The 12,345-nt window shown below is 41.6% G+C and carries 8 protein-coding genes and 1 pseudogene; 2 read left to right on the forward strand and 7 right to left on the reverse strand.

The annotated features are described in order from the left end of the window. The first annotated feature begins 72 nt into the window (after positions 1-72). Both FXF36_RS14325 and FXF36_RS14330 read left to right on the forward strand, forming a co-directional pair. Entirely contained in the window at positions 73-783 is a 711-nt protein-coding gene (locus tag FXF36_RS14325; RefSeq protein ID WP_151625247.1) for a response regulator transcription factor, read from the forward strand. After that, entirely contained in the window at positions 780-2,201 is a 1,422-nt protein-coding gene (locus FXF36_RS14330) for a HAMP domain-containing sensor histidine kinase (protein ID WP_167511401.1), read from the forward strand. Before FXF36_RS14325 ends, FXF36_RS14330 begins: the two co-directional genes overlap by 4 nt. On the opposite strand, the gene FXF36_RS14335 is transcribed toward FXF36_RS14330, so the two are convergent. The 7 genes and pseudogenes from FXF36_RS14335 to FXF36_RS14365 all read right to left on the reverse strand — a co-directional run. After that, positions 2,146-5,073 (reverse strand): glycoside hydrolase family 3 protein, encoded by a 2,928-nt coding sequence (locus FXF36_RS14335; protein WP_151625251.1) that lies wholly within the window; start codon positions 5,071-5,073, stop codon positions 2,146-2,148. The genes FXF36_RS14330 and FXF36_RS14335 overlap by 56 nt on opposite strands. Before the next feature lie 198 nt (positions 5,074-5,271). Next, entirely contained in the window at positions 5,272-5,823 is a 552-nt protein-coding gene (locus FXF36_RS14340; RefSeq protein WP_151625253.1) for a GtrA family protein, read from the reverse strand. A 26-nt stretch (positions 5,824-5,849) separates the two neighbouring features. Next, positions 5,850-8,210 carry a glycoside hydrolase family 3 C-terminal domain-containing protein gene (locus FXF36_RS14345; protein WP_151625255.1) on the reverse strand — a complete coding sequence of 787 codons (2,361 nt, stop codon included), beginning with the start codon at positions 8,208-8,210 and terminating at the stop codon, positions 5,850-5,852. 305 nt (positions 8,211-8,515) lie between these two features. Next, entirely contained in the window at positions 8,516-9,874 is a 1,359-nt protein-coding gene (locus tag FXF36_RS14350; RefSeq protein ID WP_151625257.1) for a sensor histidine kinase, read from the reverse strand. Beyond that, positions 9,875-10,594 carry a LytR/AlgR family response regulator transcription factor gene (locus FXF36_RS14355; protein WP_243143523.1) on the reverse strand — a complete coding sequence of 240 codons (720 nt, stop codon included), beginning with the start codon at positions 10,592-10,594 and terminating at the stop codon, positions 9,875-9,877. It abuts the gene before it with no gap. A gap of 235 nt (positions 10,595-10,829) precedes the next feature. Then, positions 10,830-11,489 carry a methionine ABC transporter permease gene (locus FXF36_RS14360; RefSeq protein ID WP_151625259.1) on the reverse strand — a complete coding sequence of 220 codons (660 nt, stop codon included), beginning with the start codon at positions 11,487-11,489 and terminating at the stop codon, positions 10,830-10,832. A gap of 100 nt (positions 11,490-11,589) precedes the next feature. Further along, a pseudogene (locus FXF36_RS14365) lies at positions 11,590-12,279 on the reverse strand (methionine ABC transporter ATP-binding protein); the annotation flags it as partial. Positions 12,280-12,345: the final 66 nt, after the last annotated feature.

A 12,345-nucleotide genomic window follows, 5' to 3' on the forward strand; every position in this document is an offset into this window, starting at 1 on the left:
CGATTTCAAAGATTAATCACGATTTTTGTGTTACTATACAATCAACCGATGATATTTTATGAGGAACGAATTATGCCGAAGCAAACTATTTTGACAGTGGATGATAATGAAGAAATTAGAAATATTATAAAGATATTACTGGAGAGCGAGGGCTACGAAGTACGTGAAGCCTGTGATGGTGAAACAGCCCTTGAAATGGTAAACGACGAAATTGACCTTATTATTTTGGATATTATGATGCCAGGCCAATCTGGTCTCGACGTCTGTAAAAAAATCAGAGAAAACTATCAGATGCCAATTCTATTCCTTACAGCTAAGGGAACTGACTCTGACAAATCCTTAGGACTTTTAATAGGTGGAGATGACTACTTATCAAAGCCATTTTCCCACGCTGAGCTTACAGCAAGGGTAAAATCGCTCCTTCGTAGGTACTACGTATACAAGGGAAAAGAAGCTCCCAGTGATGATGCATTTCTCTCCTATGATATTTTCAAGGTGGCAAAGGATAGAAACGAAGTCTTTGCACGGAATTCAGAGGGCCAAGAGGTTCAGCTCGATTTATCTGAGCTTGAATATCAAATCTTTAAGCTACTGATTTCAAACCCTAGTAGAGTTTTCCCAGCTCAGCTTATATATGAAACCATTTGGAATGAGCCATATTTCTACAGTTCAAATGCCACAATCATGGTTCATATCAGAAACCTGCGTACCAAAATCGAGGAAGATCCTTCTAATCCAAGGCATCTGCTTACAGTATGGGGAAAGGGCTACAAATTACAATGAGAAAAATAAAGAATTTTTTCACCCAATCACTCTACATCGAATTGGCTATTGGTGTGCTCATTTCTTTTTTAATAGGATTCATCTGCTATCTTGGATTAATGGTTCTTAGCGCACAGATAGCTTATTCCAAATGGACAGAATCTGATTACAAGAATTACAAGATTTCCATTTATACTGACAAGCTTCAAACCTATATCTACGAAAACCAAATCAGTTCAGATGATACTTCCGCATTTACCAACTGGTATGAAAAAAATTATTCATACTTCTTCTACATAAAAAAAGATGATTATATTATCTATAATTCCTTCTATGCACCAGACGACAACGACGAAGTCTCTCCAATTTCGCTTTCTGACAGTGAATTTCAGGAAACCTTAAGGGAGTACCAGGATTTCTTCCCTGAGAAGACAAAGGTTGCTATTCGTCTTGTGGATGGTGATGCCACACTTTATCTTTACACCAACGTTCAGTACGATATGTATGTTCAACTACAGAATTTGAGCGTTGCAATAAGTGCTCTTATAACAATTCTTCTTTTAATTACCTTTGTCCGCAAAAAAATTCATTATATAAAGGATGTGACAAGTGGAATAAAAATATTAGAGGGTGGAAATTTAGATTATCATATACCTGTTCGTGGAAATGATGAGCTTTCTCAGGTGGCCGATAGTCTTAATGCTATGCGCATATCCCTTTCACAGCAAATGCAAAACGAAAAAAAGGCTTTGCAGGCAAATAACAGTCTGGTCACTGCCCTCTCTCATGATTTGAGGACCCCACTTACCACACAATTGGGGTACCTTGAAATTCTAAAGGAGCACCACTACAGTTCTCCTGAGGAAATGGATAAATATATCGAAACAGCACTTAGTACCTGTTATCAGATTAAAGAAATGTCAGACAGACTTTTCGAATATTTTCTTGCCTTTGACCCTCATCCTGAGCGTCCTGCTGAGGCTTTGGAGGAATATGACGGTGTAGAGCTTTTTATGCAAATGATAGCAGAGCTTTCACTCCCACTTGAGGCTCAGGGCTTTAGTTTTGAAATTGAAGATCCGATGGATACCTTCAAAATTCATGTAAACATGAATGATATGCTAAGAGTTTTCAATAACGTATTTACGAATATAGATAAGTATGCTGATGAGACAGAACCTGTAAAGATACGCATATTCCATGATGATAAAAATGCAGTGCTTTCAATTTCTAACAGAATCAGGTCTGTGGCAAGAAAAAATGAGTCCGCAAAAATCGGACTCATCAGTATTTCAAGCCTTATGAAAAGACAAGGAGGCGCGAGTAAGACTCGCACCTCCCAGAATCAATTCACAATAGAATTAAAATTTCCTATATACTCTTCTACGCTTCCTCCACGCTTGGGGCGCAAGCCTTCTTCTGAGCGAGGTACTTCTTAATAGCCTTGTACTCAAGGAATGCGATGAGTGCAATAAGAAGTGCATCTACTGCATAAAGAATCTTAACCCATGTAGGAAGTCCTGTATTAACTGCTGAATCATAAGCGCGGCTATTAACAACTGTGTAAAGGATGTTCTTAGCTGACTGTCTCATAGCAATTACAGATGTTGCAGATGTCTGATCTGTAACTGTTGACTGTGGTGTAGAATATGTTGCAAGCATAAGGTCGCAACCATTTCTAATCATACGGTCAGAATCCTGGTATCCGTATCCACCGAAGTAATCTGTCTCGGCAAATCCACGGAATCCCCACTCGCCACGAAGTACTGTGTTAAGAAGTGCTGAGCAAGCCTCTGCTGGCTCTACACCGATGTTGTTGAATGCAACCATTGTTGCACCAGCATCTGCATTCTTGAATGTAATCTCGAATGACTTTAAGTAAATCTCACGGAGTGACTGCTCGTTGAGCCATGTGCAAAGAAGTCCTGTACGATTTGTCTCCTGATCGTTTGTTGCAAAGTGCTTTACGTAAGAGTATACGCCGTGATCTCTAGCGCCAGCAACAGCGTTTGCACACATCCAACCTGCAAGAACGCCGTCCTCTGAGTAGTACTCAAAGTTACGTCCTGCAAATGCAGATCTGTGAGTGTTTGTAGCTGGAGCGTACCAACCAGATACGTCCATATCGTTTGCCATACGGCCGATTGAATCACCGAATGCATGTGCAAGGTCCTTATTCCATGTGCACGCAATCATAACTGCTGCTGGGAATCCGATAGAACCCTGTCCTGTGAAGTTGTTGTTGATTGAAGCAGGACCATCACAATCGTATGTCATAACCTTGCCGATTGAATCAACTGCTGAAGTCTCATAACCACCAAGCTCGATAAGAGTGTTCATATCTGCTACTGACATTTCATCAAGAAGAAGATCCCACTTCTCATCATCGTAATCTACGCCACGAAGGTCTGCAAGCTTGAGACCGTTGTCTGCGCCTGTTGTAGGCATTACATCTGAATCATTGTTGTAAACTGTTGGATCATAGTTTGTCTCGTTGTAATAGTTAGCCTTGTAATCTGCTCCAAGCTCGAATGATGTAGGAGCTGCTGTAGCTACATCGTAGTTAGCAAATCCATCTGCTCTTGAAAGGTACTCGAAGTTCTCACCCTTTGCAAAATCAAACTGATTTGTAGCTGCAACCTGGTCAGACTCTCTCTTGTTAGACTCATCATATACTACTGTAGATGCAACTGTAACCTTGTCAGAAGCAATCTTGTTGTGAGAATCTGAGTTGATAGAAATCTCATAGTCACCAGCCTCAAGTACGTAGCAGCCATTTCCGTCTGTATCGTATGAAGCCATATCCTCAAGTGCAAATGAAACAGAAACTGTCTCAGAAGCGCCTGGCTCAAGAGTGCCTGTCTTTGCGAACTCGATAAGGTTTGCTGCAGACTTCTCAATGCCACCGTTTGTGTATGGAGGATTGTAGTAAACCTCTACAACGTCCTTACCAGCAACATCACCAGTATTTGTTACTGTTACGTCGAAGGAAACAGTCTTGCCATCTGTAGTGATGTCACCCATCTCCTGCTTGAAAGTTGTATAGGAAAGACCATAACCAAATGGATATAAAACCTGTGCGTCATAATCAAATTCCATGTTGCCAGCCTGTGCCTCAGCATAAGCTGTCTCATAGAATCTGTAACCAACGTAGATACCTTCTACGTAGTTAACGAATGTTGGGTAGCTCTTGCCGCCCTCTGCAAACATGTTGTCAACACCAAACTCTGACATATTTGTGTAATCGAAATCACCAAAGTTGTTAGCGGTAGGTGTTTTAAATAAATCAGCCACGAAAGTATCAGCTGTCTTACCTGAAGGATTTACCTGACCTGCTATAATCTCGCCAAGTCCATCAAAACCTGTCTGGCCTGTACCTGGGCAATAAAGAACTGACTTAATCTGTGGATACTCATTAACGAAACCAAGCTCCATAGCGTTAGCTGAGTTTACTACTACGATAACCTTGTCGAAGTTTGAAGTAACTTCGTCAAGAAGAGCCTGCTCTCTGTTTGAAAGCTCAAGATAAGACTTTGATGCATCTAAATCATCAGACTGATCTGAATAACGAACACCAGAAGCACCAAACATACCCTCTGTTGAGAATGTGTCTTCTCCATCATAGCTCATTGGAAGGTCTGCGCCCTCACCACCTGAACGTGCGATGAAAAGAATAGCTGTGTCTGAGTAACTCTTTGAATCAGAAATAAGTGAACCATACTCATCAAGCTTTGGCTCAGGAATTGTCCAATCCTGTCCCATCATACCTACTGTAGGTCTTTCTGTTCTCCAACCTGTGTAGAAATCTACAAGATCCTGGTTGTACTCGATACCTGCATCAGTAAGTCCTGTAAGGAAATCTACTGTAGGATAAGCTGCTGAAAGAGCACCTGAACCTGTACCACCATAAATTGGATTTGTTGAAGACCAACCAAAGATATTAACCTTTGCGCCGCTTGCAAGTGGAAGTGCCTTATCATCATTCTTTAAAAGAACAATACCCTCTTCTGCGATTTCAGTACAAAGTGCCTTTGCTTCATCAATGGCTTCCTCTGAAATAGTTCCACCACCCATGGCCATATTTACCATTGAATACAGTGGTGAAAGAAGTACATTAGATACCACAATCACTAATGTAAGTAAGAAAACAAGCCATGCCTGCTTTCTAACGAAGCTCTTAAGAGGCTTCTTAATTTTGATTGCTACAAGTGTAACAATAATTGCGAGAGCAAGTACAATGCCTGCTACTATGAGCTGTACTTTGATTTGCTCGAGGACGGCAATTACGTCCGCAATGTTGATTGATAACATTCTCTCTTCTCCTTCCTTAAATCCGTCGGTTACGCCAAGTATTTTGGCCCGCTGGTTACGGCTACAAGCCTGAGAGTCTCTTTCTTCGGCTAAATGCCTCATTCAGAGACCTCAGAGCTTGATACCTACCAGCTCATCTTAACTTAATGCCAACCGACTCATTTATATACCAGCAGTAGAAAACTACTGAAGATATCATTACTCGTTCTTAGGTGTCTCTGGAAATATAATTTTGTTTACAAAGAAAAATACAACCATAGAAACGCCTCCGTTGAGTACTGTAGTGCCAATGTTATATACGAATGGTGCTACGAACTTGCCTGCTACAGCAACCCAGATACAGTTGATTGAGTTCACGATGCAGGTAATTAAGATGAATGCAAGGATGTACCACGCAATCTGCTTTCCTGGCTTGTCGTGGTTACGGAAAACCCACAGCTTCTGGATTGGGAAATTGATGCACTCACCAATTACCATTGCAACCATGTATGCTGCGAAGTAAGCTAATCCACCGTGAGCATCGTCATATCCCAAAATATTCCACTGGAATGTCTCACCAAATAATGTAAGCTCTTTTCCTGGCCAGCCAAATGAACGAGTGCCTAAAAATGCGAAGGCTGCTGGAAGGAATGTAAGTAACAAATACTTAAATACTGTGATGGCGTTACTTACGATTACGAATAAGCCGCCTTCACGAACCCATTTAGCAACTGCAGGATGCTTCTCTGCAAAATTATTCCAAAAATTCATATCAAATCTCCAATCTTTAGCTCCAACTAATCGTTTTGATGTAAACGAGCTTCGTATTTTGCATTTGCACGACGGTTGCGGAAGAAGCCTCCGATTACGCCGCCTAATCCGCGGAAGAAGTGTCCGTTGAAAATGGTGACGATTGATTCTGTCATCTCGCGGGAAACCATTCCACCAGTCATCTTACTCATTGCTCTAAATGGCATGTTGTAGATGAACATTACGTTCAAATCAGGAATGCCCTTCTCGTATGACTGATCAAGCTTCTTCTTCAAAATCTTGTAAACCAATCTGCCGATTCCGCTCTTTGCATTTTCCATCTGGCAGAATGCATCGTTGATATCAAGTGGTCCAACCTTCTCCTCTGGAAGTGGATTAGCATAAAGCTTCTCGAACTCCTCGTAATGAACGTTACGAACCTTTCCTGACTTATAGCTTGGAAGCTGCTCGATGTCATATGGCAACTCTGTGATTGTTCCCTCACGACTGATTTCGCCAGTGAGCTTGATATCAGCAACACTTGCTCCAACATAAATCTGATACTGGCCTGCTTCAACCTCCCACTTGTTTGAAACAGTTGAGAAGTAACGGAAGGTCTTGTCATCAAATGGAATCTCAACCTCTACTGACTCTCCTGCCTTAATCCAAACCTTCTTGAAGCCCTTAAGCTCCTTCTTTGGACGGATAAGTCCTGACTCTGCTTTACCAACATAAAGCTGTGCAATCTCTGCACCGTCGCGTTTGCCTGTGTTGGTGATGGTGAACTTTACTCCATTTTCTGAAACAGTAAGTGCTGAATACTCAAAGGTTGTATAGCTGAGACCATATCCAAATGGGAACTGAACTGCAACATCAGCTGTATCGTAATAACGATATCCAATGAATGGTCCCTCGCGATACTGAAGATTTCTCTTCTCTGTATCTGCGTAATTTACGATTGAACAATCCGCATATGCGAATGGGTAAGACTCTGTAAGCTTTCCTGTAGGAATCTCCTTGCCTGTGATGATATCAAGGAGTGCTGATGCTCCAGCCTGTCCTGTAAGATATCCGTGAAGAAGAGCCTGTAAGTTACCAAGCCAAGGCATCTTTACAGATGAACCAGCAGACATCACACCGATAATGTGCTTGTTAAAAACTGTAAGTCCCTCAAGCTCCTTAATCTGATACTCAGGAATATCAATTGACATTCTGTCGCCACCCTCAGACTCTGCAATTTCATCAAGTCCGAAGAAGAATAAAACAACGTCAGCCTTCTCAGGATCATCCACAACCTTAAGGTCGTAATTCTTAATCTGCTCTGCGATTGTCTCAACCTTTGTTGAGTTAACCTGTGAGCTTCCTGAGCCCTGGTAGCGAGGCTTCTCTACGAAAGGTCCCTTAAGGCATACTGTTGTGCCAGCCTTAAGAGGAAGAATATCCTCATCATTCTTGAGAAGAACTGCTGAATTAATTGCTGCCTTCTTTGCGATTGCATGATGTGCTTCCTTATCAAAGCCCTTTGTATGATCGTTCTCTTTGAAATAGATAGCTGCCTCAATGATTGGGAGGATTGCTCTATCAATCTCCTCCTCTGTGATACGACCTTCACCCTCAGTAGCTGCCTTGATAAGCTCTCTTGCTGAATCAAGACCAGGGTTTGGCATCTCAACATTTGACTGGCACTTAACACCTGCAACATGGTCGTTGCTTGCGCCCCAGTCTGTTACAACGATTCCATCAAAGCCCCACTCGTCTCTAAGAATATCAACAAGAAGATGCTCGTTTTCATTAGCATACTTGCCATTAACCTCGTTATAAGCAGACATGATAGTCTTTGCTCCGCCTTCCTTAACAGCAATCTCAAATGCTGTAAGGTAAATCTCACGAAGTGTACGCTCATCAACAACTGCATTCATTGCCATTCTGCGATACTCACGAGAGTTTACTGCGAAGTGCTTTGGGCAGGAATAAATGTGCTGGCTCTGAATACCACGAACGTAAGCAGCAGCCATCTTTCCTGCAAGAATTGGATCCTCACTGAAATACTCAAAGTTACGTCCACAAAGTGGTGAGCGCTTCATATTAAGTCCTGGTCCAAGGAGTACATCAACATTCTGTGCCACTGCCTCCTCGCCAAGTGCTGCACCAATCTCCTCACCAATCTCTGGGTCCCAGCTATTTGCAACTGTTGCTGCTGTTGGGAAGCAGGTGGCAGGAAGTGAAGCATTAAGTCCTAAATGATCTCCTGCACCTTCCTGACGTCTAAGGCCGTGAGGGCCGTCCGAAAATGTAATTGAATTTATACCAAGTCGTGGGATGTCGCGTGATTCCCACTCATTTTTACCGCTCAAAAGAGCGGCTTTTTCCATCAATGTAAGCTTTGAAATTATTTCTTTAGCGTCCATCTATATCCTCCATAAATCTAGCCCGCTGGTCACAACCACGAGCCACTCAATCATGAATTTACAATACCACGTCAATAAAAAAACAAGTCGCCCCGCAGGACAACTTGTCATTTTTTCGTGATAACTTGCAAAATATGACTTCTTGCTGACCAAACAATGAAATTGTCAGCAAAAATCTATAGGTTTTTGATTTTCCTCAGAAAATCAAGAACCGGACATGGACCAATATTTTCTGAAAGAAAATATTGCTTGGCAAAGCCAAGTTCTTGTGGGCTTTTTCCTTAAGTAGCCCACAAGAAGTCATACTATTTCTTATTCGACAGCAACACTTTTACCTTGAACCATCCGGATTCATAGGAGCAATGCATGGCACCGCCGTATTTCTCGGCAACCTGGTTGATGGATTTAAGTCCAAAACCATGCTTTACATTGTCTCCCTTGGAGGTCTTAGGAAGGTTGTTGCTTCTGAAAATTCTTCTTCTCTGATCACTTCTAAATCTTACATTTGAGGCATCGGAACAATTCTCACACTCCACAATGATAAACTGGTTTCGCTTTCTAACTGAAAGTGTAATCAGTCGCTTTTCAGCATCCTCAATCTGTTGGGTTGCCTCGATAGCATTATCAAGAATATTACCAAAGAGTGAACAGATATCCTTAACGTGAATACCCGACAGCAAATCGCCATCTACCATGGCATTTAATGTAATGTTCTTCTTCTGGCACTGAAGGCTTTTTGTGGTAAGGATAACATCCAAGACCTTGTTTCCAGTATTCATAAAGGATTCCTGAATGGCCAGTGCCTGTTCCATATCCTCAAGAACCTCAGCACGGCGTGCAGGGTCATCCTCATTCTTAAGTGCCATTACATAGTGCTTCATATCATGCATCTCCTTACGGAGTGCCTCGGAATTATCCACAGCCAGCTTGTACTGCTCATACTGCTTCTGGAAAAGCTGATTAATCTCATTACTTTCATTTTTCAGGGTGAGCTCGTTTCGACGTCCCATCTGAGTCATCAGCATGAGCATTCCTCCAAAGTCGACAAGGGTTCGGACATAAAGCATATTTTCCGAAGCTGAAAATGGTGTGCGGATGCTTATAAAACTAATATTTGACATGATAAATGCACCAACACCAGTAAGCACAACACTTATAAGCTCCTTACGACTAATATTAAGATTTCTATCTGGAGCAATATTGCCACGCTCGAAATTGAAATAGATAAGATACGTCAGTGTGTACACCACAAGCATTATCATTACAGAATCCATAATTTGCTTCTGGCCCATGAAATATACAAGCCACACGTATAGCTGCTTATAGAGACTGGCTGCAAACTCCGCCAAAACAAAGGCGTGGGTAGTGATGACTCCACAGTCTAAAGGCTTGATATCAAGCACAAGATATAAAGATAAGTACATAAGCAGCACAGCACCAATCATGGTTGGAATCCAAAGTGAGAGCGGCAAAAGACCTGCAACAAACTGGAAAAGAACCAACATAATACAGGTAAACACGCACTGCACCACGAAGATGTAGTCGTGATGACGTCTTTTGTATATATTAAAATAAACAAAAACCGCCAGCCATTCAGCTATAGCGGTAAATAATCTTGGGGTATCCTGCAGCTTTACAGGGTCTAAGAATGCAGTTAAATCCATTTATAAAATATCCTCCGTCAGAGCAGCCATAAATTCTTTTTTTCTAGCTCTACTTATAGGAAGCACCTCTCCAGAAGTAAGTATAACCTCCTCCTTCTGAACAGCCTCCACAAATGAAAGATTAATAATATAGGCATTGTGGCATTTGCTAAAGCCGTGGGTCATAAGCATCTCTTCAAACTTCTTCAAAGGTCCTGCTGTCACATAGTCCTCATCGTCGCAATGCAAAATAACATTGTTTCGTGAGCTTTCAACATAATGCACAGTATCGCAATCTAGCTTCAACTGCTTATCATCCACCGAAACCTTAATATACACATGCTGGCGCTTTGACTTTACACGAGTGGTAGCCTTGTCAAAAAGCTGGGTGAACTGAGTGAAAGGCACTGGCTTAAGCACATAACCAAGCGCGTCCACTGCATACCCCTGCACCGCATACTGAACTGTTGATGTAATGAAAATGATAATAACATCAGGATCGATTTTACGAATCTTCTCCGCAGCTGCCATGCCATCAAGGTGCTTCATCTGAATATCCAAAAGGATAATATCGAACTGCCCATTATAATCGTCCACAAGATCAATTCCATCTGGCAGATAAGAAATGTTAAACTGCTCCTTACTGGTGCTCTCATATTTACTTATATAATCCTTCAGAAGATTGGCCTGCTCCAGGTCATCTTCAACTATGCATACATTAATCATGTTAATAAAATACATCAATCTTAAATTCTGTGCAAATAATTTAGCCAGAAGCCCTATTAGAACTCCTGGCTAAATATCAACAAAGAGGATCGGTACGATTCCCTTGTTAGCTTTATTAAGCATTCTCGGTTGTATATTATACGCCGATTATTTGTAAAATCTGTGACTATTTTGTAAAAGCTTCATATAATTATCAAAAAAGGCCCTCTGGAATTAATCCAAAGAGCCTCTTAAAAGCTAAATTCATATATTATTTTTTGTGATCCAGTTTCTTGGCAATAGCCATTCCGCTGTTCTGGAAAAATTGAAAAAGAGCAATAAGCAAAATAACTGTGACAATCATGATGTCTGCCTGATAACGATAGTAGCCATAGCGTATTGCAATATCTCCAAGTCCGCCTCCACCAATGACTCCTGCCATAGCTGAGTAGCCAAATACTGTTCCAAGGGCTATTGTAGCATTAGTAATAAGCGAAGTGCGTGCCTCAACAAGAAGTACCTTGAAAACTATCTGTGTATTGCTTGCGCCCATTGACTTTGCCGCCTCGATAACACCTGCATCAACCTCCTTCAGGGAAGACTCTACCATACGAGCAATGTAAGGAGCCGCTGAAACTACAAGTGGTACAATTGTAGCTGTGCTACCATAAGACTTTCCCACTACAAGTCTTGTGAATGGAATGAGCAAAATAAGCAAAATCAAAAATGGTACCGAACGAACCAGATTTGAAATCACATCTAAAACCTTGTATAAAACTGGGTTTGGCTTTAAGCCTGTCTTGTCTGAAACTGTAAGGAGCACTCCCATTGGAAGTCCTAAAACGTATCCTAAAAATGTGGAAACTACACTCATGTAAATGGTCTGTAGTATTCCCTCTAAAATCATATTAACAACGGTGCTATCCCACATAACCATCTACCTCCGCATCTGTGATTTTATCCGCACAAGTTCTTCTGTCATTCAGTCGACTGTCTCCATCAATCCAAAAAAACTTGTCCTCTGGGAGACTAACCTCTCCGATTTTGCCTGTGTCGATAAGATGACCTTCTTCAAGTACAGCCACCTTGTTACAGATTGCCTTCACTACAGACATCTGGTGTGTGATAAGCACGATTGTGATACCATGCTCCTTATTTATCTGTTTGAGAAGTGAAAGAATTGAAGCTGTTGTAGCTGGGTCCAGTGCGCTTGTTGCCTCATCACAAAGCAAAATCTTTGGATTGCTTGCAAGAGCACGGGCTATTGCAACACGCTGCTGCTGACCACCTGAAAGCTGTGATGGATATGCCTTAGCCTTGTCAGCAAGACCTACCTCTTCAAGAAGTGCTATAGCCTTTTTCTTCGTTTCAGCCTTCTTCACTCCCTGAAGTGTGATTGGAAACATAACATTATCAAGAACACACTTCTGCTGAAGGAGATTGAAATGCTGGAAAATCATAGAGATTTCCTGACGTTCCTTGCGAAGCTCCTTCTCTGATAAAGAACCAAGCTCCTTACCTTCGATGATAACCTGACCGCTGGTCGGGCGCTCAAGATAATTGAGACATCGAATCAAGGTACTCTTTCCAGCACCTGACATACCGATGATTCCAAAGATATCACCCTTTTCGATATTCAGATTAATATCTGTAATAGCATCAACCTTAGACACTTTATCCTCAAAGGTCTTTGTTAAATGCTTAATTTCGATTTCATACATCTGTAAAATCCCTCTTTCTAACATAAAACAGTACTTTCACCTTAAACCCTACAACTTACTATGTCA

The sequence above is a fragment of the Pseudobutyrivibrio xylanivorans genome (assembly GCF_008935055.1).
Classification (GTDB): Bacteria; Bacillota; Clostridia; order Lachnospirales; family Lachnospiraceae; genus Pseudobutyrivibrio; species Pseudobutyrivibrio xylanivorans_A.

What these genes read in the sequence shown, in the direction of transcription:
- FXF36_RS14325 (WP_151625247.1), top strand. Translation starts at nt 73, where the DNA reads ATGCCGAAGCAAACTATTTTGACAGTGGATGATAATGAAGAAATTAGA.
- FXF36_RS14330 (WP_167511401.1), top strand. Translation starts at nt 780, where the DNA reads ATGAGAAAAATAAAGAATTTTTTCACCCAATCACTCTACATCGAATTG.
- FXF36_RS14335 (WP_151625251.1), bottom strand. Translation starts at nt 5,073, where the DNA reads ATGTTATCAATCAACATTGCGGACGTAATTGCCGTCCTCGAGCAAATC.
- FXF36_RS14340 (WP_151625253.1), bottom strand. Translation starts at nt 5,823, where the DNA reads ATGAATTTTTGGAATAATTTTGCAGAGAAGCATCCTGCAGTTGCTAAA.
- FXF36_RS14345 (WP_151625255.1), bottom strand. Translation starts at nt 8,210, where the DNA reads ATGGACGCTAAAGAAATAATTTCAAAGCTTACATTGATGGAAAAAGCC.
- FXF36_RS14350 (WP_151625257.1), bottom strand. Translation starts at nt 9,874, where the DNA reads ATGGATTTAACTGCATTCTTAGACCCTGTAAAGCTGCAGGATACCCCA.
- FXF36_RS14355 (WP_243143523.1), bottom strand. Translation starts at nt 10,594, where the DNA reads ATGTATTTTATTAACATGATTAATGTATGCATAGTTGAAGATGACCTG.
- FXF36_RS14360 (WP_151625259.1), bottom strand. Translation starts at nt 11,489, where the DNA reads ATGTGGGATAGCACCGTTGTTAATATGATTTTAGAGGGAATACTACAG.